18 protein-coding genes and 4 pseudogenes are annotated in these 20,563 nt (G+C 67.8%); 13 read left to right on the top strand and 9 right to left on the bottom strand.

Annotated features, from left to right (window positions below; translation table 11 throughout):
- Positions 1–16: 16 nt before the first annotated feature.
- From BJ961_RS11840 to BJ961_RS11810, 7 genes are all read left to right on the top strand, one after another.
- Entirely contained in the window at positions 17–1,285 is a 1,269-nt protein-coding gene (locus BJ961_RS11840) for a tyrosine-type recombinase/integrase (RefSeq protein WP_007389172.1), read from the top strand.
- Complete coding sequence (locus tag BJ961_RS11835) at positions 1,282–1,632, top strand: helix-turn-helix domain-containing protein (protein ID WP_007389171.1); 351 nt, start codon at positions 1,282–1,284, stop codon at positions 1,630–1,632. Before BJ961_RS11840 ends, BJ961_RS11835 begins: the two co-directional genes overlap by 4 nt.
- 12 nt (positions 1,633–1,644) lie before the next feature.
- Entirely contained in the window at positions 1,645–3,966 is a 2,322-nt protein-coding gene (locus BJ961_RS11830) for a hypothetical protein (protein WP_271321261.1), read from the top strand.
- Between the two features lie 373 nt (positions 3,967–4,339).
- Complete coding sequence (locus BJ961_RS11825) at positions 4,340–5,440, top strand: NAD(P)/FAD-dependent oxidoreductase (RefSeq protein ID WP_007389169.1); 1,101 nt, start codon at positions 4,340–4,342, stop codon at positions 5,438–5,440.
- Between the two features lie 198 nt (positions 5,441–5,638).
- Positions 5,639–6,472 (top strand): aldo/keto reductase, encoded by an 834-nt coding sequence (locus BJ961_RS11820; RefSeq protein WP_007389168.1) that lies wholly within the window; start codon positions 5,639–5,641, stop codon positions 6,470–6,472.
- 402 nt (positions 6,473–6,874) lie between these two features.
- Positions 6,875–7,582, top strand: a complete 708-nt coding sequence (locus tag BJ961_RS11815; RefSeq protein ID WP_242755535.1) for an alcohol dehydrogenase catalytic domain-containing protein — start codon at positions 6,875–6,877, stop codon at positions 7,580–7,582.
- Between the two features lie 213 nt (positions 7,583–7,795).
- The gene (locus BJ961_RS11810; protein ID WP_007389165.1) at positions 7,796–8,104 is read left to right on the top strand and encodes a putative quinol monooxygenase; all 309 of its coding nucleotides are present in this window, start codon (positions 7,796–7,798) and stop codon (positions 8,102–8,104) included.
- Between the two features lie 122 nt (positions 8,105–8,226).
- Here the strand turns inward: BJ961_RS11810 and BJ961_RS11805 are convergent, their stop codons facing one another.
- Both BJ961_RS11805 and BJ961_RS11800 read right to left on the bottom strand, forming a co-directional pair.
- Complete coding sequence (locus tag BJ961_RS11805) at positions 8,227–8,427, bottom strand: hypothetical protein (RefSeq protein WP_239650169.1); 201 nt, start codon at positions 8,425–8,427, stop codon at positions 8,227–8,229.
- A 3-nt stretch (positions 8,428–8,430) separates the two neighbouring features.
- Positions 8,431–8,585: pseudogene (locus BJ961_RS11800) on the bottom strand (transposase); the annotation flags it as partial.
- A 335-nt stretch (positions 8,586–8,920) separates the two neighbouring features.
- Here BJ961_RS11800 and BJ961_RS11795 point away from each other — a divergent pair.
- The 4 genes from BJ961_RS11795 to BJ961_RS11780 all read left to right on the top strand — a co-directional run bounded on the left by BJ961_RS11795 (position 8,921) and on the right by BJ961_RS11780 (position 13,225).
- Positions 8,921–9,478 (top strand): type 1 glutamine amidotransferase domain-containing protein, encoded by a 558-nt coding sequence (locus BJ961_RS11795; RefSeq protein WP_007389163.1) that lies wholly within the window; start codon positions 8,921–8,923, stop codon positions 9,476–9,478.
- Positions 9,479–9,668: 190 nt separating this feature from the next.
- Positions 9,669–10,862 (top strand): alcohol dehydrogenase catalytic domain-containing protein, encoded by a 1,194-nt coding sequence (locus BJ961_RS11790; RefSeq protein ID WP_007389162.1) that lies wholly within the window; start codon positions 9,669–9,671, stop codon positions 10,860–10,862.
- Positions 10,863–11,230: 368 nt separating this feature from the next.
- Positions 11,231–11,698 (top strand): NUDIX domain-containing protein, encoded by a 468-nt coding sequence (locus BJ961_RS11785; RefSeq protein ID WP_271321260.1) that lies wholly within the window; start codon positions 11,231–11,233, stop codon positions 11,696–11,698.
- 54 nt (positions 11,699–11,752) lie between these two features.
- Complete coding sequence (locus BJ961_RS11780) at positions 11,753–13,225, top strand: NUDIX domain-containing protein (RefSeq protein ID WP_271321259.1); 1,473 nt, start codon at positions 11,753–11,755, stop codon at positions 13,223–13,225.
- A 148-nt stretch (positions 13,226–13,373) separates the two neighbouring features.
- Here BJ961_RS11780 and BJ961_RS11770 read toward each other — a convergent pair whose 3' ends face one another.
- Together BJ961_RS11770 and BJ961_RS11765 are read right to left on the bottom strand one after the other, a co-directional pair.
- On the bottom strand, positions 13,374–14,243 hold the full coding sequence (locus BJ961_RS11770; protein ID WP_271321258.1) for an IS5 family transposase: 870 nt from the start codon (positions 14,241–14,243) through the stop codon (positions 13,374–13,376).
- Between the two features lie 662 nt (positions 14,244–14,905).
- Positions 14,906–15,574, bottom strand: a pseudogene (locus BJ961_RS11765) (IS5 family transposase); the annotation flags it as partial.
- Between BJ961_RS11765 and BJ961_RS11760 the strand changes: the two are divergent.
- The gene (locus BJ961_RS11760; protein ID WP_333782080.1) at positions 15,480–16,997 is read left to right on the top strand and encodes an IS4 family transposase; all 1,518 of its coding nucleotides are present in this window, start codon (positions 15,480–15,482) and stop codon (positions 16,995–16,997) included. The pseudogene BJ961_RS11765 and the gene BJ961_RS11760 overlap by 95 nt on opposite strands.
- Positions 16,998–17,026: 29 nt before the next feature.
- Here the strand turns inward: BJ961_RS11760 and BJ961_RS11755 are convergent.
- From BJ961_RS11755 to BJ961_RS11745, 3 genes and pseudogenes are all read right to left on the bottom strand, one after another.
- Positions 17,027–17,149, bottom strand: a pseudogene (locus BJ961_RS11755) (transposase); the annotation flags it as partial.
- A 94-nt stretch (positions 17,150–17,243) separates the two neighbouring features.
- A complete protein-coding gene (locus BJ961_RS11750; protein ID WP_161377943.1) occupies positions 17,244–17,663 on the bottom strand; it encodes a RacP protein in 420 nt (139 codons plus the stop codon).
- Between the two features lie 2 nt (positions 17,664–17,665).
- Positions 17,666–18,133, bottom strand: a pseudogene (locus BJ961_RS11745) (DUF6192 family protein); the annotation flags it as partial.
- A 72-nt stretch (positions 18,134–18,205) separates the two neighbouring features.
- Here BJ961_RS11745 and BJ961_RS11740 point away from each other — a divergent pair.
- Positions 18,206–19,398 (top strand): IS3 family transposase gene (locus tag BJ961_RS11740; protein WP_271321256.1). Its coding sequence is split into 2 segments (ribosomal slippage): positions 18,206–18,476 and positions 18,476–19,398, totalling 1,194 coding nucleotides; the frame shifts between segments, so codons are not numbered across the junction.
- A gap of 60 nt (positions 19,399–19,458) precedes the next feature.
- On the opposite strand, the gene BJ961_RS11735 is transcribed toward BJ961_RS11740, so the two are convergent.
- Entirely contained in the window at positions 19,459–19,815 is a 357-nt protein-coding gene (locus BJ961_RS11735; protein ID WP_161378830.1) for a hypothetical protein, read from the bottom strand.
- A 378-nt stretch (positions 19,816–20,193) separates the two neighbouring features.
- Complete coding sequence (locus BJ961_RS11730) at positions 20,194–20,502, bottom strand: PH domain-containing protein (protein WP_161378831.1); 309 nt, start codon at positions 20,500–20,502, stop codon at positions 20,194–20,196.
- Between the last annotated feature and the right edge of the window lie 61 nt (positions 20,503–20,563).

Raw genomic sequence — 20,563 nt, 5'->3', positions numbered from 1 at the left:
AGGTCAGGGGAGTGCGATGAGGCCGCGCCCTCACACCCTGGAATTCTGGTGCTACTGGCAGAATCTCAGAGTAATTCCTGTAACCTCGTGGATCGTGACGGATTCCGGGACTCGCGTGCTGTCCCTGGTCCCGCCGCTCATTGACGAGGTGCTCGATGAGTCTTCGGGCGTGCGGGGCGGGGATCAGGGCCTGGTCGACGTGCTCTCCCTGCAGCGCCGGTACGCCGGTGGCGCCTCGCTGGAGGACGAGCAGGCATTCTTCATGGACACGCTGGTGGAATACCAGTGGGCACGTGACTTGGCGGGGCTTGCCTCCTCGACGCTGGACGCGCTGACGAAGCCGGTCATCGAGGTCTGCGACCACTACCAGTTGGTGCCGTGGCGGCTGACCCCGCGGCATGTCGACGCGTACTTCGCGGGGCCGGGCAAGCGGCAGGCGCCGACGATCCGGTCCAAGCTCAACAAGATCGACCACTTCTTCGCGTTCCTGGAGCAGCGCTACGCTCATGAGATCTTCCAGCAGTTCGGGGCGATGGTCGAGTCCCCGATCGATCCGTTCAACCGGCAGGCACATCGCGGGGACTTCGGGCTGCGGGTGCCGCCATCGGCGCGGGCGACAAAAGAGTTCTTCGCCGCATGGCGGTCGGATCTGCCGAACGCCCGCAAGGAGGCGGTGGCCTGCCGCGATTACGTGATGTCGAAAATGATCTATATCTCGGGGGTGCGGGCGGCCGAGCTGTGCGGCATGAAGATGTGCGATCTCCACTGGGAGTCCGGGGAGTTCGGGCGGTTCCTGGTGCAGGGCAAGGGTGCTCGCGGGTCGGGGCCAAGACCGCGGGAGGCGTACATGTTCGCCGAGGGGCGGGCACTGATGTGGTGGTACGTCTCCGAGGTCCGCGGTCTGTTCGCGGACGATCCCGAACATCCCGAGGCGCCTGTGTGGCCCTCCGAGCGCCTGCCCAGGAGCATCGAGGATCTGAATATGCCGGTGGCGCCGGCGGTGACACCCTCCACGCTGCGCAAGGCGTTGAAGCGGGCCTCGGCCGGCCACCTGCACGGCCCGGTACGGCAGTTGTTCCCGCATCTGCTGCGGCACGCGTGCGCCACGCACCGCTACGAGGGAGGGATGAGCCTGTGGGAGGTGCAGAAGTTGCTGGGGCACGAGTGGACCACGACAACGGTTCGCTACATTTTGTCTGCCCAGGGCGACCCGGAGGTCGCCAGCCGGCAGTCGTCGGCGCGGGCCACGCAACGCTTGAGGGTCGACGCGGGGAGTCTGTCGTGAAGTGGAATCTGCGGTGGGCCGCCGCCAAGCAGAACATCTGGCGGCCCAGCGAGCTACTGCCGCGGTTCGCGGAGTACGGGTTCACGCCGTCACTGTCGAAAGTGTCGGCACTGTGGTCCGGCATCCCGGTCACCGTGCGCCTGGATGACCTCGACAAGATGTGCGCAGCACTGAACTGCACGGTCGGCGACCTGATGGAGGCTGATCCTGTCGAGCGGGTGGCACCCGGCGCGGAGCAGGGGCAGTCGCAGGAGCGGGCGGTCGGGGACGACGGCCCGGGGAGCGCAGGACCTCGCCCGGTGCCGCAGCGCGGTACGGGACGGCCTCGTTCACTGCCGCCGAACTGAGCGGTTTCGTAGATGGGCAAGCCGAAGCCGCGGACGGACGAGTGCGTGGGCTGCAACGGGTGGGGACGGCTGGCGCAGCCGCCGTACTGCTCTCCCTGTCACCAGTGGCGCTCGAAGCGGCACAATCCCGCAGCCGTATGCCGCCGCTGCGGACGCGACTGGCGGGTCAACATCGACGGATTCTGCCGCGCATGCGTCCTGGTCATCATCGACCACGACGCCGACTGGTACTACGACCCCGCTGCGGCCGTGAAGCTGCAGGTCGTGACGCAGCTCGCCCTGATCGTGCCGGGCGTCACGCTGACGGCCGCACCGTTCGGCGCGTACCGGCAGCGCAGTGACGGCCGCTACCACCCGCCCGCCTGGGCCCGTGCGCAGCGCCCTGACCCGGTGCGCGACGATCCGCGGATCTGCCCACCCACCTTGTCCGGGCAACTGGCCCTGTCCCCGGCGCCGTACCGGATGCGCCACGATCACGCCGCCGCGATCGTCGACCGCCCCGAGGATGAACTCCCGGAGTTACTCCGGGTGATGGAGGTACTGAACGCCTATACAGACGGTCACGCGTGTGCGGCGCGCTCGCGCAGTCTGGCGCTGCGGGTGCTGCGTCTGGCTCTGGCGGCCAGCCGTGCGGCCGGGGGCTGGCCGATCGACGGCCGCCTGATCAGGGCGCTGCCCGGATCCCGGCCCATCGTGACCGCAGTCCTCGACCGTGCGGGGCTACTGGCTACAGGCGGCGACGCGTACGCGTCGCAGACGGCCGAGCGTCACCGGGCCCGTGCCGATGCGCCAATCTGTTGCCCGCAGTGCCAGGCGTGGGGCTGCGGGCACAAGGGGCTCTGCCGGGGCTGCTACATCTGGGGCGCTCGTGCTCGCCCGGTCGGAGACTGTGTGCGTTGCGGCGGGGGTCCCCTGCCGTTGCGGGAGGGTTGGTGCCACGGCTGTTTGCGCCACCGCGCCCTCCTCGGCCCCGCATACGACCACGTGTCATGGCGGCAGCTACGCCTCACCGAGGAGTCGTTGGACCGGCACGCCGCGCGAACCAACCTCTGCCCACCCGGGCGCAAGCGCGCCAAGACGAGCGCGCAGAGCCACCCGAGCGAGGTGATCACGCCCGGTGTCGTGCCGTACGGGCAGCAGAAACTGTTCCCCGCTGAACGCGACTGGTCCGCTCTGCGCAGGGCCACCCTTCCCGAGCCGCAGCCGGAGGCCGTCCGGCTGCTGGCCACCTTCGACGCCCACGCCCGGGCACACGCCTGGACAAACCATGCCCGCAAGGCCGCCGCCCACGTCCTGCGAATCGCGGCCACCTGGCTCGGCACCCATGATCCTTTCGCCGAATACGATCTGCGCGCGATCAGCGCCGCCACCGGCCGCGGAAGCAGTTGCCGCCCCCGTGCGCTGAACGCCTTCCTGGCCGAACGCGGCCTGCTTCTCCCGCAGCCCCGGCCCGCCATAAGCAGTGTCGAAGCCTTCGTGGAACAGGTCATTGCCGGCTATCCGCCCCGGATCGCCGATGAGCTCGCCTCCTGGGCACGCCGGTTGCGCAGCCACTCCGACCGGCCGCCCACCGAGTGGCACACCCTGCGCCGATACCTCTCCTACCTCCGGGCACCGCTTGCCGACTGGACCGGCCGCTACCAGACCCTCCGGCAAGTCACCGCCGACGACGTCCACGCCGCCGTCACCGCAGTCAAGGGCGACCGCGCTCACGAACGCGCCGTCGCCCTGCGCTCGATCTTCCGCGCACTGAAACAGGCAAAAATCGTATTCACCGACCCCACCCGCGGCCTGAGCGTCACCCGCAACGAACCCCCGCCCACAACGCTGCCCCCTGACCGCCTCGCCGGACTCCTCGACATCACCGACCGGCCCGCCATCCGCTTCGCCCTGGCCCTGGTCACCCTCCACGCCCTCAACGGCACCGACCTCAACCGTCTCACTCTGGGCGACGTGATCTCGGCTCGCGCCCAGCTCCTCGTCCGCCGACCGCACAGCCGCCACACCGTCCACCACGACGAGGTCACCCTCCGCCTCCTGCACACTTGGCTCCGCCACCGCCACCAGCGCTGGCCCCGCACCGCCAACCCCCACCTCTTCGTCACCCGCCAGACCGTCATCCACACCGGCCCCGCCAGCAACAACTACTTCCCCGCGGCCTTCCAGCGTCTCGGCCTCACCCTCAACGGCCTGCGCACCGATCGCATGCTTGACGAGGCCCGCGACACCGCCGACCCCGTCCACCTCGTCCGCGTCTTCGGCATCTCCATCGCCACCGCCATGAAGTACGTCCACACCGCCCACCCTCACCGTGTCGGCGTCATCCCCCGGTGAACGGGCCGCCGGGGGCGCACCTTCTTCCGGTACGCCGGGTGAGAAATGCCATGGATGACACGCGTGGGTATCCGCCGGCCGTCGCATCATGGGCCGAAGGTGTGGCAGGTGGTGGTCGTGCCGCTGTCCGCCGGTGGCTCGGGGCAGCAGGGGGAACGCTGGGTTCGGTCAGCGGACGGACAGCATCAGGGGAAGTGGGAGCCGTGAACGAGTGGGATGTGATCTTGGTTGAGCAGTTGCCAGACTTCGGACCGGTGTGAGACTGAAGGGGACACGCTTTCGCCGTTGCGTCACGGAGAGCGTGACAACTCCGCTCACCGGGTCCAGTCACCCAACAGTTTCGCGGGGGCGACACGCGAAGTGAGGCGATCTAATGGACCGGGTTCCCGAGGTGGCCGTGGTAGGGGCTGGCATCGTCGGCCTGTGCACCGCCTATGCACTGGCCGAACGCGGAACGACTGCGCGGGTGTACGAAAGCGGCGTACCAGGCCACGGGCAGTCCAGTGGTCAGTCCCGCATATTCCGCCACGCGCACGACGACGCTCGCCTGGTCGAATTCGCCCGGCAGGGCCGGGCCGTTTGGGACGAGTGGGCCGACCGGTTGGGCGCCGAACTGATCTCCCAGGACGGAGTGGTCGCACTGGGCGGTCCCGTTCCTGAGAGACTGCGCATTCTGCAGGATGCCGGCGGTATACCGGTGCGAACCGTGGACAACGCCGAGCTTCACGCCCGTATGCCGCTGTTCGCCGACTACCACGGTCCCGCGATGCTCGAAGGGGACGGTGGCGCCATCCGCACCCGTGTGGCGATCGAGAGCCTGGCCAACGCGCTGGGTGACTCGGTGGTCACCGACGAGGTCATCTCGCTGCATCCAACGGGCCACGGCACGGTGGAGGTGCTCAGCGCGGCCGGCCGCGAAGAGTACGCAACGGCCGTGGTGTGCGCGGGCCTGGGCACCGCGCGGCTTGCGCGCAACGTGGGGCTTTCGCTGCCGGTACAACCGGCGGCCCACGTCCGCCTCACCTTCCAGGTCAGGGGAGCGCCCCCGGAACGGGTTGCCTGCCTGCAGGACAGCAGCGGGGAGTTCGGCGAGGTCGGCGTCTACGCGGCCCCCTACCCAGGCAACAGCCGGTACGCGGTGGGCCTCAGTCAAACGGTCGAGGTACGCGAGGACGGCAGCTTTGCGGATCCCAGTGCACTGGTGGCGCTCAACGACCGCGCCCGCGCGTATGTCTCCCACGCATTGCCCGGCCTCGACCCCGAGCCCGTGGAGTACCTGCACTGCTGGGTGACAAGCCTGCCGTGGAGCGAAGACGGCATGGCAGTCTGGGAAGCCGACAGAATCTTCTTCGCCGCCGGACACAACCTGTTCAAACAGGCACCCCGACTGGGACGGGCATTGGCCAGCGCGGCCATGGGCGAAGAACTCGAGGAGAACCTGTGGCCAGCGGCAGCACTCGGCCAGCCCCGCTGAACGCCCCGCCCAATCGGCTCCTTGCTCAGCCGCGGCACACCGCTGGCATCCGCGTGGTGGGTGACCGTGACCAAGCGGGAATCCTCGCCCGTGCCACAGAGAATCCCATTCCGGGCTGAGAGGATTCCGTTCCAAACTGAGATCGTGGTGCAGGTGGTGGTTGGCAGTCTTGGCCGCCGTTACACCTAGGAGGAAGCCATGGCGGATCCGCGGACGGTCGTCCTTCCTTGCGGGGTTGCGGTCCCGGCGCTCGGTCAGGGCACCTGGGGGATGGGGGAGGATGCCGGGCGCCGCGTGGCCGAGGTGTCGGCCCTGCGCTCCGGGCTGGACCTGGGGATGACCTTCGTCGACACCGCGGAGATGTACGGGGACGGCGCGGCTGAGGAAGTGGTGGCCGAGGCGGTGTGCGGACGGCGGGACGAGGTTTTCCTGGTCAGCAAGGTGCTCCCCTCCCATGCGGACGCCGGTGGAGTGGCCGAGGCATGCCGGGGGAGCCTGCGTCGTTTGCGCACGGACCGGATCGATCTGTACCTGCTGCACTGGCGTGGAGCCGTGCCGCTGGAGGAGACGGTCGAGGCGTTCGAGTCCCTGGTGCGGGAGGGTGCCATCCGCTCCTGGGGGGTGAGCAACCTGGACGTGGATGATCTCGCGGACCTGCCGCCCGGAGCCGGGCCGCAGACCGACCAGGTGCTGTACAACCTCAGCCGTCGAGGGCCTGAGTACAGTCTGCTGCCCAGGTGCCGTGAACTGTCGATCCCCGTCATGGCGTACTCGCCGGTCGAGCAGGGCCGTCTGCTCGGTCACGCGGCGCTGCGGGACGTGGCAGCCGCCCACGGTGCGACGCCCGCGCAGATCGCCCTGGCCTGGGTCCTGCGGCACGAGGACGTCATCGCGATCCCGAAGGCGTCCTCCCGCGCGCACGTCGAGGAGAACAGAGCGGCTCTGGAGGTGGACCTGACCGCCGAGGACCTCGCGACCCTGGACCGGGCGTTCCCGCCGCCGGGGAGCAAACGGCCGCTGGAGATGCTGTGACACCCCTGCAGCGCGCCCGACCGGGCTCCGCCAGGAGCCGGGTGGCCCGACCTCACCGATGGCGGCAGAGGGCGTCGTACTGTTCCTGCAAAACGCGGGCATTTTCCACAACGCCCTGGACATCGCCGAGATCGTCCGCCAGGTGCTGGAGGAGGGCTGGACGATCGAGCCGAAGGATCTGACGCGCATCTGGCCCCGAACACCCACAGAACTTGGTCAAGTCAAGTTCGGGGTCGGCGCGGCCGTTAGAGCGGAGTCCAGAGAGTCGCCGCCTGGTCCACGAATCGGACGCGGGTCACCCGCGGACTGCGTTTGCACGTGAGGCGAAGCCAGGTGACGGTGGAGATAGCTCGAACACTTCCACGGCGGCTATCCGGCTTCGCCCCCGGAGCGGAGCACGCGATGAACGGCAAGGCACTGACGTTGTGCGGCCTGGCTGTGGGCGGCGGGGCAGCGGTGATGATCCGCCGGTGGAAGGGTGAGTCGAGCGGGGCCGCCAGCGGGCACAGCGATCGCTGGCACACGGTGACGATCAACCGTCCCCCGGACGAAGTCTCTGCGAACGGACGGCTCCCCGAGCCGCTCGCGAAGCTCGGCGACAAGATCGAGGTCCAGGTGCGGCCGGCTCCCGGAGACCGCGGCACCGAGGTCGCCGCCCGCCTGCGCGAACCCGTGCCCTTCGGACCGGGAGGCGCCGCGGCCCGGCTCAAGGGCCAGGACCCGCGCGGGTCGGTCCGCCGTGCTCTGCGCGATTCCCGGGCGCTGCTCGAGTCCGGGCGGAAAGCTGATCTCTGCCGCCACCGCGCGCGCACGCGAGGAGGGAAGGCTGTGAGAGCACTCACCTGGAACGGGGTCAACGACCTGACCGTCGAGCGGGTCCCTGACCCGCAGATCATCAACCGCCAGGACGCGATCGTCAAGGTGCGTCTGAGCTCGGTCTGCGGCTCGGACCTGCACCTGATCGGCGGCTACATGCCGGCCATGGAACGCGGTGACGTACTCGGTCACGAGTTCCTCGGCGACATCGCCGAGGTCGGCTCGTCGCGCACCGCGCAGGAGAGCACAGGAGTCGTGCGAAAGCCGCGTAGGAGAGCAGAGGAGTCGTCATGACGGGCAAACGCGGGTGTGCCGCCACCTCGGCCGACGTTGATGATGATCTTCGTTTGTGGCATCCCGCTCCCCCACGACGGCCAGGTCCTGGGGCTCGGTAGGAGTGATGGGGGGCAGCGGCGAGCAAGATCAGACGGTCGCCGAGGCGGCCATAGCGGCGTTCTGATGATCGCGGCGACGCGAACCAAGGAAAGGGAAGAGGAGAGACCCAAGATGGCAACACAGGTCAGCAAAGCACTTCTGGTACGCCTCGAAGCACTGCCCGGCAGGGAGGACGACGTCCAGGACTTCTTGAACCAGGGGCTGTCGATCGTCGAGGGGGAACCCAAGACCGTCAGGTGGTTCGGAATCCAGTTCGGACCCTCGTCGTTCGGAATCTTCGACGCCTTTCCCGACGACGACGGACGCCAGGCGCATCTGTCGGGCGAGGTCGCGCAAGCGCTCGCTGAGAACACGGGTGAGCTCTTCGAGGAGCCCACGATCGAGCAGATCGATGTCCTCGTGGAGAAGCCGCCCGCCTAGAGCAGGTGCTGCCCGCGGGGCGGCGTGGTCAGCCGTAGCTGTCGCGGATAGTTGGTGGAGAGCCAGGGCTTGGTTGACGTTCTGGTGGGGCGGTGCCGGATGTGGGGAGTCCGACGAGGGCTTCAGGGTGGGGCGAAGGGCTGGGGGCCGTGCCACTGGAGGAGGACGGTGGTGGCGTCGTCGCAGAGGTGTCCGTGGTGGCTGTGCATGAGGCGGCGCAGAGTCTCGGGGAGGGGCACGCCTTCATCGAGGTGGCCGGTGAGGGAGGCAAGGAAGCGGTCGAGGCCGAATTCCTGGCCGGTTCGGGAGCGGGCTTCAGTGATGCCGTCGACGACGTATCGGATCGCGTCGACGATTTCGCGACGGGAGTGCTTCCCCGGCAGGCCACCGCGAGCCGTGTCGCAGGCCGCCGGCGGCAGCAGCGGTTCGGCCAGAGCCCAGTGGCATCAGTGGTATCCGACGGATAGCGAGGATGACGCATGACGGCCGCCCCAGCGATGTGACGGAGGCCGCCCGATCGCGGACGGTCCCCTTGCGGATCCCTGCCGTGGTTTGTCGTGGGCCGGGCAGGCCGGGTTCCCGGCGCGTCACCGGCCAAGCGAGACAACTCGCACCTTTTGACGTGTCTTGTGAGGGTGGGACAGTGGGAGTGGTGAGGTCGTTTCGTGGGTGACGTGCCCACCAGACATGGGGACGGGCCAGGCCAACCAGGCTGATCGAGCAGGGCAAGGACCAAGGTCCTCCTCCCCGACGGCAGCTGAGCGGAGGGCACGGACCCGAACCGGTCCTCCGCCGATCACCGGAAGGAACAGCACCATGACCAACGAACTGCACGGCAGGAAGGTCGCCATCCTGGCCACCGACGGCGTGGAGCGCGTCGAGCTCGAAGAACCTCTCGGCGCACTGCTGGGCGCCGGAGCACAGGCCGAACTCCTCTCCCTCCACACCGGCGAAATCAACGCGCGCCAGATGGACATCAACCCGGCCGGAACCTTCACCGTGGACAAGAAGGTCGCCGACGCACGCGTGAGCGACTACGACGCGCTCCTGCTGCCCGGCGGCACCATGAACCCCGATCAACTGCGAACCGACCCCGACGCCGTCGCCTTCGTGAGGGAGTTCGTGGAGACCGGCAAACCCGTTGCCACCATCTGCCACGGACCCTGGACCCTGGCAGAGGCTGACGTGCTGCACGGTCGCCGCCTCACCTCCTGGCCCAGCATTCGTACTGACCTGCGCAACGCCGGCGCCGAGGTCGTCGACGAGGAGGTCGTGATCGACCGCCAGCTGATCTCCAGCCGCGGCCCGCAGGACCTCCCCGCCTTCTGCGCGGCGATCATCGAACACTTCGCCAACGCACCGCAACCCGCCTGATCGGCAGAAGACGCGCTTGACCGGGCGCGTGGCACGCAGCGTTAGTGCGATGGCAAGCAAGAGGGTGTGGCGCTGGCCTGCATACCTCGGGTGTAGCCCTACGTTTAGGAAAGCCGACGTCGCAAAGTCGCCCAAATGACCGCCGACACTCACTCGGCCGAGTCACCGTGAATCAGCAGAGGAGATCGTCATGGCAAGCAGCAACCGCGCTATCACCTTTCAGAACCCGAAAGACATGCGCGTCGAGTCGCTCGACTTCCCGAAGCTTCAGATGCCGAACGGGAAGAAGGCCCCGCACGGAGTCATCCTCAGGATCGTCGCCACCAACATCTGCGGGAGCGACCTGCACATCTACCGCGGGTCCTTCCCCGTGCCCCAGGGCATGGTGATGGGGCACGAGATGACCGGTGAGGTCATCGAGATCGGCCCCGACGTCGAGTTCCTCAGTGAGGGCGACCTCGTCTCCGTCCCGTTCAACGTCGCCTGCGGCCGATGCCGCAACTGCAGGGCGCGCCGGACCGAAGTCTGCGAGACCGTGAATCCCAAGGTGTCCTGCGGAGCGTACGGCTTCAACCTGGGGGACTGGACCGGCGGCCAGGCCGAGTACCTGTTCGTCCCGTACGCCGACTTCCAGCTCCTGCGCTTCCCGGACAAGGACCAGGCCATGGCGAAGATCCGTGACCTGGCGCTGCTCTCGGACATCCTGCCCACCGCGTTCCACGGTCTCATGGAGGCCGGTGCCAAGCCGGGCTCGACCGTGTACATCGCGGGCGCCGGCCCCGTCGGCCGCTGCGGCGCCGCTGCGGCGCGCCTGCTCGGGGCGTCCTGCATCATCGTCGGCGACTACCACAAGGACCGGCTGGAGCTGGTGAAGAAGAACGGCTGCGAGACGATCGACCTGAGCCAGGAAGCGGCGCTCACCGACCAGATCGAGGCCATCCTGGGCGAACCCATGGTCGACTGCGCAGTTGACTACGTCGGCTCTGAGGCACACGGCATCGGGCGTGAGGCCGAGGACATGGACCCGGCCTACGCCCTCAACCAGGTGCTCGACGCCACCCGCGCGGGCGGGGCCACCGGAGTCATCGGTGTCTACGGCGCCGACCCGCTCGCGAAGTCGAAGGCTGAGCAGGAGGGAACGTACCCGCTCGACTTCGGCAAGGCTTGGATCAAGTCGCCGCGGATCACCGCCGGGCAGGCACCGATCATGCACTACAACCGCGAGCTGATGATGGCGATCCTGTGGGACCGCCTGCCCTACCTGAGCGCCATGCTCAACACGAAGGTGATCAGCCTCGACGACGCCCCCGACGCCTACGCGACCTTCGACACGGGAGTATCCGAAAAGTTCATCATCGACCCCCACGGCCTCATTCCCGCCTGAGGTCCGCCTTCCCCGGCTCGCAGTCCCCGTTCGGGGAGGCTGCGGGCCGGACCCCTGCCTTGCCGACGCACAGTCGCGAAAGGACCTCGGAACATCCCTGCTGCGTACGCTGGGACAGCACTCCGTGAGCCTCGGGCTCGCCACGAAGCGGTCAAGAGAAGAGCACGGCCAATGGCTCTGGGTGGCAGCGGGTGGCGCCGCAGGCACCGACGCGGCTGCAGGGTGGTGGTCCGCAGGTACCGCTCGGTGGACAGCTGAACCTCCGGCTCTCCCCTGCCGTAGAGAAGTCCGCCCGACTCGGTGTGGCCGGAGACCGTGGCGCCGGAGCCCAGCCACGGCGAGCAGTGCAACCCGCCATACTCTTTCTCATGGAGCGGCCACTCACGCGTGGGTTCCGCGGATTCCAGCTTCAGTTCGCGACGAACCCGCTCGCTTCGCCCGGCGGCACCATGGAAACAACCGACCCGACGCCCGAGGACACCCTGCACCGCGAAGCCGCCGAGGAGGCCCAGCTCGCCCTGACCGACCCGGTGCGACTGGGCTGGGTGCTGGACAAGACCGGCGAGGTCTACGGCGGCGTGGGACCCAACGCCCGGCTCCGCCTGGCCGCCCGGGTCACCGCCATCGGGCCGGCGGCCGTCGACCCCGCCACCGGGCACCCATTCGCCCGCCTGCTCGCCGCCCCCGCCCAAGCAGCCGCCCTGCTGGGCTGGGGTCCGCCCGGTGCACGCCAAGCCCAGCTCGCGGCGGAGACGGCACGCCAGAGATGGGGCCTGCCCACCGCTCGCGCCGCCGCTATCGACGCGATCCCCGCGCAGGGGATGCGGCTGAGCTGACTCGCACGCCCGGCCCGCCTCGACTTGTCCCGCACACACCCCTGAGGTAGCTCCATGCCGCTGTCGCACGAACACATCCGCACCACCGTCGAGACTTACCTCGCTCGTCACCCTCACGAGCGCGAGCAGCTCGGCGCCCTCTTGGACGCTCTCGAACGTCCTACCGACATCGCCAGCCGCTCCACGTTCACCGGACATGTCACCTGTGGCGCGATCGTCCTCGACCCGCTCGGCCGCGTGCTGCACGTGCTGCATTTGGCGAGCGGGAAGGTCCTCGCTCCCGGCGGACACGCCGAGCCCTCTGACGAGTCCCTGGCGGGAACGGCGCTGCGGGAGCTGTACGAGGAAACCGGGATTCCTCCCAAGGCAGTCACGCCCTGGCCCGGCTACGAGACGGTCCCGTTCGACATCGACATCCACGACATCGATGCAAACCGGGGCAAAGGCGAACCCGGCCACCAGCACTTCGATCTCCGGTTTCTCTTCCGCCTGCACACCCCGAACGAGGTGGAGGTGATGCTGCAGGAAGAGGAGGTCGGCGGCATCGAGTGGCGTCCCGTGGACAGGGCGGCCTCCCCATCCCTGCGTGAGAAGCTCCTGAAGCTCCCGCTACAGGTGGGACCTGAGATGGCCAACGCCTCCGCGCTGATCTACAACGACCGCGGCGAGTACCTGCTCCACCTACGCGACTACCTCCCCGGCGAGATCTGGGAGCCGGGCATGTGGTCCCTTCTCGGTGGTGGCCAAGAGCCGCAGGACGCCACGCTGGAGCACACCGTGCGGCGCGAACTGGCCGAGGAAGCCGGCCTCGATCTCGCTGACCTGTTCCCGTTCGGCACCGAGTACGCCTCCCACGACGACGGCACGACCGTAGCCATCGCCATCTACGCAGGCCGCTGGAACGGCGACCCGCGCGAACTCCACCTGACCGAAGGAGTCATGCTCGCCTGGTTCGCCCCCGACGACCTTCATCGCCTGCGCATCGCGGACACGACCAGCGACCTCGTACGGCGCCACGCCGCCAGCCTTCCGGCGGCGCAGAGCAGGCCCGAACCCGTAGAAGAGCGTCTGGCTTCGCCGCACGGAACAGTCCCCAACATCATCGGCGTCCACCTCTACCTGGAACGCCCCGACGGAACGATGCTGCTCGGACTGCGCCACCCCGACTCCGCGTTCGCGCCGTCCACCTGGCATGTCCTGGCCGGCCACTGCGAGCAGGAGAACGCCATCGACTGCCTGATCAGGGAGGCGAGGGAGGAAGCCGGGCTGCACATCGACCGGAAGGACGTCGAACTCGTCCACGTCGTCCACCACATCGGTCAGCCCAGGAACCCGCCCCGCATGGGCCTGTTCTTCCGCGCCCGTACCTGGAGCGGCGAGCCGGTGCTGCGCGAGCCGGACAAGTGCACCCAGTGGAAATTCTGGGACCCCACCGCCCTTCCCGACGACCTCGTCCCCTATACCCGACTGGCTATCGCGAAGATCCAGGACGGGGAGCTGTACAGCGAGACGGGATGGCCCGCATGACCGGCTCCCCGAGCAGCGCAGCCTGTCGCGCATCCACTGCAACTGCAGCCGGACGTTCGGACACCCGTCTGGTGGTGATCCGCGGCAACTCGGCATCGGGCAAGTCGAGCGTGGCCCAGAGCCTTAGAGGTCGTTTTCTCCCGTTGTTTCATCCCGGAATCTGCTGTTTGGTCTGCGGTGCCGGGCCGCGCCAGGAGATGGTGTTTTCGCTGGTTAGGCGGCGGGCCATGAGGTCTGTCATCGCTATGTGGATCATGGCTTCGGAGCGGGCGGGCCGGGTTTCGTAGTCGCGGGCCAGGCGGCGGTGGAGCATGAGCCAGCCGTAGGTCCGCTCGACCACCCACCGCTTTGGGATCGGGGTGAATCCCCTGGTCCCGGGCTTGCGTTGCGTGACTTCCATGTCGATGCCGAGGCTGGCTGCGTGCTCGACGAGGTGCTGGCGGTAGCCGCCGTCGACCCAAATCTTGCGGATGCGCGGATGTTCGGCGGCGACCCGGTTCAGTAGCTGGGTGCCGGCGATGGAGTCCTGCACGCTCGCCGCGGTGACCAGCACGGCAAGGAGAAGGCCCGTCGTGTCGGTGACGATGCTCCGTTTGCGCCCGACGATCTTCTTCCCGGCGTCGATGCCCTGACTGGTGGCGAGCACGCTGGTGGAGGTTTTCACGCTCTGCGCGTCGATCACGCAGGCCGACGGTTCGGCCTCTCGGTTTTCCTTCTGCCGTAAGAGTTGCCTCAGCAGGCCGTTGAGCTGGGCGAACACGCCTTCTTGTTGCCACCTGGCGAAGTAGCCGTAGACCGTGTTCCAGTGGGGGAAGTCGTGCGGGAGGTAGCGCCACTGAACCCCGGTGCGGTCGACGTACAAGATCGCGTCCATGATGTCGCGCAGGTCGTGCTCGGGCGGCCGGCCGAAGTCCAGGGCTCGGCCGCGGCGCTCGAAACGCCAGGCCGTCAGGACCGGCTCGATCAACTCCCAGCGTGCATCGGACAGATCACTCGGATACGGGCGTCGCTTCGACATGCATCCGGCGTACTGCCCCGGGCCGAGTGCGCCCAGTCGCGCTGAATCGGCGCTCGAAGCACACAACCTCAAGGACCGGACACTCTGGGATGAGACGGGATTGAGGCCCATTCCGCCCCGTCAGCAACATCCCCTGCCCCGCAGGTATCGACGGCCTCCAAGACCTCGCCGGCACCATCATCCATCACCCAGAGAATCGCCCAATTACGACGCAAGAAAGGTGAAAACGACCTCTTAGTGATTGTTTTCAATCCTTTCGGGTGCTTTGAGCGAAAGCGGCGTGCGGAGAGGGGGCACCGTTGCAGAACTTGAGGGATGTGACGATCTGGTTGCGGGTGGCGGGGCCGCCGTGGCTCCGGGGAGAGAGCGTCGTTGGACTGGATATGGATCCGCATAACCAAGCCGGGTTGTCTGGTGGCCATGGCGCCCAGTTGACCGGTGCGTACTGGCTCGACTCTCCTGTTCACGAACAGGACGACTGCATGTGGTGTCGTCAACTGCTGGGACCTGGTGTCGGCGCCCAGAGTGGCGTATCGAGTAGGCAGAAAAACGTTCCTCTTCATGGGCTGTCCGTGGTCCGAGCTGCGATGATCGGTCTCGCCGTGGTCACCATTGTGGTGGGAACTCTGTCAGTCGCGGTTGCCTGAACCCGCGGGGGTAGCCCTCTTCGTCCACCGGGGCCGCTTGCGAGTGAGCCGCCGCGTCATCAAGGTAATGGCGGCCCAGGTGATCAAGGTCTCGGAGTGCTGGATCAGCCGTTCGTAATCGCGGGCATGGCGGCGGGCGTGCATCATCCAGGCCAGGCTCCGCTCAACCACCCAGCGGCGGGGCAACAGGACCCAACCGGAGGTGTTCTTCGGGCGGCTGACGGTCCTGATCGTCAGGTTCAGGTGCTTCTTTGCCCAGGTCACGAGCTTGCCCGCATAGGCGGAGTCCGCCCAGACGAGGGTGATTTCGGGGTGCATCAGGCGGAGGCGGAAGAGGACTTCCTTGGCGGCGGCGGCGTCGTGCAGGTCGGCCGGGGTGACCATCACCATCAGCGGCAGGCCTTTGGTGTCCACAACCATGTGCCGTTTGCGGCCATTGATCTTTTTGCCCGCGTCATAGCCCCGGCTGTCCTTGCCGACGGTCGAGGCGGCTTTCACCGACTGGGAGTCGATGATCGTCGCGACGGCTCTCGGGCCTCTGCCCATGTCCCGGCGGATCCGCTGGGACAGGGCGTCACGGATCTGGCCGATGACCCCGGCCGCCGCCCAGCGGGCCATGAAGCCCCAAACGGTCCTCCATGGAGGGAAATCCGCAGGTAAGGCCCTCCATTTGCAGCCGGTGTCCCAATGCCGTTGCTTGTATGCCACAGATACCCGTGTCCCGGCCGGGACGCCGGTCGTTGAAGCGGGCATGCATCCATGGGTGGGGTTATCGGATGAGGTACGGCTCGGGTTGCTTACCGAGTGGATCACTCCCGAGCTGGTGGACGAGGTACTGGCCACGTGCGGCCGGCAGGACGCCAATCCCCGTCCCTTGTCGCGTCGGTTCATGGTCTACTTCGTGTTGGCTCTGGCGCTGTTCCAGCAGGACTCCTATGACGATGTCGCGGAGAATCTGGTTGGGGCGCTGGGTGAAATGGATCAGTCGATCCCGAACAAATCGTCGTTCACCAGGGCCCGACAGCAGCTCGGTGCTGCGCCACTGGAGGCGGTGTTCCGTCGGGTGGCAGGGGCGATCGCCCCGCCCACGCTTGAGGCGGCGTTCTGGCGCGGGATGAGAGTTGCCGCGGTCGACGGGTTCGTGCTGGACGTGCCGGAGAACGATGTGACACGTGCCGCGTTCGGTGGGCGGGCGGACAGCGCTGGCCAGCCTGTCGGGTTCCCGCAGGCCAGGGTAGTGACGCTGACAGAGACCGGCACGCACGCGACGATCGACGCGCGGATAGGCACCTTCAAGGGCGGTGGAGGCGAGCCCGCGCTTGCGACGGAGATGGCCGACAGTGCCGCCGGCATGATGGTGATCATGGACCGGGGCTTCCCCAGTGTCGCGCTGTGGAAGGCCTACACACAGGCCGGGGCGCACCTGCTGATCAGGGCTCGTACCTTCATCGCCGCGAAGCCCATGGAGATCTTGCCCGACGGGACCTATTTGACCCGGATGAACCTCGCCGGCCAGCGGAGATCTCATCCGGGCGGTGTGACGGTGCGGGTGATCGACTATCAAGTCGATGGTGGCGAGACCATCCGGCTGCTGACTGACCTGCTCGAACCCGAGGCCGGGCCCGCCGCTGAGCTGGCAGCCCTGTATCACGAGCGATGGGAGGTCGAGTCCGCCTACCGGCAGTTGAAGACCTTCCAACGCGGGAAGGCCGAAGTGCTGCGGTCGGCGTCGCCCGAACTGATACGGCAGGAGATCTGGGCGCACCTGGCCCTCCACCACTGCTTGAACCGGATCATCATGCGGCTGGCCGACGGTGATGGCCTGGACCCTGACCGGATCTCCTTCGTCAAGATCCTCAAGCACACACGACGCAGTGTCGTCCTCCAAGCCGGGAGGTCGACCCGCCGACTCCGCCAGTTCACAAAGCAGATGACCACGAAAGTCGCACGCAAACTCGACAACGGCCTCCGGCGGCTACGCGCGGCGGACCGCTACACCAGGCGGCCGATCTCGCAGTACGTCGCCCGCAGGAAAGACCAGGTCAGGCATGCTACGCGACGAGTCTCAGCAAAGATGATCACCCTCGCGCCCCCGATACTTCAGTAGGCGAAGCAACGGCATTGGCCGGTGTCCACGACGTATCGGATCGCGTCGACGATCTCCCGCCGGGGATGCTTCTCCGGCCGCCCGCCGCGGGCGGTGTCGCAGGCCGGCTGCGGCAGCAGCGGTTCGATCAGTGTCCATTCGTCGTCCGTCATGTCCGAGGGATATCGGCGGTGACGCACTTCTCCTCCCGTCACTGACGTGCGGCGGGGGCCGACCGGCTTCGCCGGTCGGCCCCCGCGGGATCGGTCAGGCGCTGGCGATGAGGTCGAGGGTGGACTCGATGGAGTTGAGCTGGGCGACGATGTGCTTGACCCACTTGTCGTTCGGATGGGCCGCGGCATGCGGGGCGACGGTGCCGGTGATGAACCGGCGGAACTGGGTCAGCTTCTCCCTGACCACCGCCCGTTCGTATGCCTCCAGCGCGGCCCGTTCGGCGCCGAGCTGATAGCCGTCGGCCCGGGTCCAGATCAGCGGCGGCCAGCCCTTGGACGCCGCTTCGTCCCGCAGGGCCGCAAGCCCCGATCTGACCTGGCTGTCCGACAACCCGCTGGCCCGGATCAGCTGGTGCATCAGCAGACCGGCGGGCCTGGCCTCGAACAGGACGAACCGGATGGTGTCCGCGTGCCGCCGGGCGGCATCGCCCTTGCGCCGTGAGGCGCGAGGCACGACTACTCGCCCCGCAGCATGCGGGCCAGCTCGCTGTCCATGTCGACCTTGCCGGTGTCGACGGCGGTCTCGATCCAGTCGAGCGTCGCCCGCACCTTGGCCACGTTCTCGTGGACGATCGTGCGTTCGTCCTCGCCCAGGGTGCGATCGCGCAGGCCGGGGACCGCCCGGCCGGCCGCGGCCACGAACGAGTGGCAGGCGGTGACCAGGTCCAGGAACTCCACCGTCCGGTCGATGTGGCGGACCGCCGGCGCGACCGGGCTGGTGTCCTCGAAGTGCTCGCGGGCCTGCCGGCCCCGCTCGACCTGGGCGTGATTGACCTGGTGGCGGGCGGTGTCGTCGCTCATCGCCTTGAACGCGACCTCGGGCCGACGCAGCAGACCGGTGGTCACCTGGGTGGCGACGTGCTCGTCTCGGGTGAACTCCTCCACCACCCGGACCTTGTCCTGGTCGGAGACCTTGGCTGCCACTGAGATGCCCCCGGATTCGTGGAGTCCTTGAAGCCAGGCTTATGATCCTGGCCCGAAGGAGAACCACGAGCAGTGCCAGCACCACGTAAGTACCCGGACGAGCTCCGCGAGCGGGCCGTCCGCGAAGTCCGCACCACCGGCCGTCCGATCGCGCATGTCGCGAAGGACCTGGGCATCCACAAGGAGGCCCTGCGCGGCTGGGTCCGTCAAGCCGAGGCGGACACCGGTGAACGCGACGACCGGCTGACCACCGCCGAGCAGGAAGAATTGAGGCAGCTCCGCCGGGAGAACGCGGAGTTGAGGCGGGCGAACGAGATTCTGAAGGCCGCAAGCGCGTTTTTTGCGGCGGAACTCGACCGTCCCCGGACGAGGCCGACCAGGTGATCGAGCACCTCAGGGACAAGGGCCTCGGGGTCGGGTTCGCCTGCCGGGTGCTGGGGCTGTCCGAGTCGGCGTACTACGCGCGCAAGAAGCGGCCGAAGTCGGCCCGCCGGCTGCGCGACGAGCAGCTCATGCCGCTGATCGAACAGGTCCATGCCGAGTCCGGCGGCACCTACGGCGTCCGCCGGATCACCCGCGCGCTCAAGCGCAAAGGTGTGCAGGTGGCCCGCTGCACCGTCGAGCGGCTGATGGACGAGCTGGGCCTGGAGGGCGTCATCCGTGGTCAACGCCGGAGGACTACCGTGCCGGAGCCGTCGGCGCCCCGACCGCCGGACCTGGTCGACCGCGACTTCACCGCCTCGCGGCCGGATCAGCTGTGGGTGGCGGACATGACCTATGTCCGCACCTGGTCTGGGTGGGCGTACGTGGCGTTCGTCCTGGACGTGTACTCGCGGATGATCGTCGGCTGGCAGGTCGCGAACCACATGCGGACCGAACTTCCCCTGGACGCACTGGAAATGGCGTTGTGGAGACGGAGGATCAAGAAGGACTCCGGCCTCATCCACCACAGCGACCGCGGGTCGCAATACGTATCAATTCGGTATACCGACCGGCTCGCCGAGATCGGGGCTTCAGCCTCGGTCGGCTCGGTCGCGGACAGCTACGACAACGCGATGGCCGAGGCGCTGAACGGCACCTTCAAGGCCGAGCTGATCGAGATGCAAGGACCGTGGCGGAACGTCGACCAGGTCGAGCGGGCGATCTTCCAGTGGGTGACCTGGTACAACGAGGAACGGCTTCACTCCGCCCTCGACTACGTACCTCCCGCCGAGTACGAACGCGACTGGTGGCGACAACAGGAAGCCACCCCACAGTCCGCCTGAAACAAGATCCGCGGACTCTACGAAACTCGGGACAGCTCACCCGTGGCGGGAAGCTGGGGATCAGGCCGTCATGTGCAACCGATCGTCCCAACAGCAGGCATTACCCACCCATCCGTTGTCGTGCCGACGCGCGGTGGCCAGAAGGATCTCCTTCCGGCAGAACTTGCAGGTCTCCAGCTCGACGTCGACACCGTGCTTTTCGAGCACCAGGGCGATCTGCGCGTCGGTGGGATACCCGTCAAACGATTCGTCTTCGGTGAGGATCTGGCCGTCACGGCGGCGCACCAGATCGTAGGAACGGCCGTCGATGCCGTTCCAGAGCAGTTCCTGGACGAGGTACTGCTCTCCGTCCACCTCGAAGGGGTCATGGTCGATTTCACGGGCAACGACGCTTCCGGGCTTTGAGGTGTTCCCCATAGTGGCCAACTTCCGTTTCGGGTTCTGTTGCTCTTGCGGTTGTCCCGCTCAGTGCTTGCGGTCGGACACTGCTCTGGGTGGGACCAAGCCGCGCAACTGCCGGGAAGTACCGGTGCGGAGCGCGGGCCGGGGTGCCGAGAGCAGAGGGCCTGAGGCCGGCCAAGGCTGGCTGGATCCTGGACAGGGGGTTGGCACGAGCCGGAACAATGGTGGCGAGCCGGTGGAAGAAGCCGCCTGTGAGAGAGACGGCACCAGCGGGGCCGGGACGTGGCGTCGCTGCTTCTCGTCGGCAGGCGAGTCAGGTCCGTGCGGGCCGCTATGGGGCAATGCGGTGCGGCCCGTCCCGCCAGCGGTGGGCGGGACGGGCCTGTCGTGTTGTCACCCGCGTGAATCGGCGTTCTTGCTGTGGGGTGCCTCGGCTTCGTCCATCAATGTCCGGTAGAGGCGAGTGGCGAGGTCAGCAGCCTCACTCGTGGTGCGATGCGCGGCGGGTACGCTGCCGCCGCCGGGCAGATGGGCGTAGACGCTCGCCAGGTCAAGCCTGCGCTGCCACGGACCTTGACGGGTGCTGACGGACTGCACGCGGTGGGCGGGGCAGACCGTGGTCACGTTGCGGAGGAAGAACCCGCTCCACACGGTGAAGTATTCGCCGATCCGGGCCGGGTGGGCGGTATGGCGTCTCGACATCGTGCTCGCGCCGCGGGAGGAGGGCGGTGTCCCTCCTGATTCGCGGCGCGATGCAGGTGCC

The organism is Streptomyces lienomycini (assembly GCF_027947595.1).
Lineage (GTDB): Bacteria > Actinomycetota > Actinomycetes > Streptomycetales > Streptomycetaceae > Streptomyces > Streptomyces lienomycini.
The sequence above is the reverse complement of the archived record's forward strand: the minus strand, read 5'-3'. Positions and strand labels throughout refer to the sequence as shown.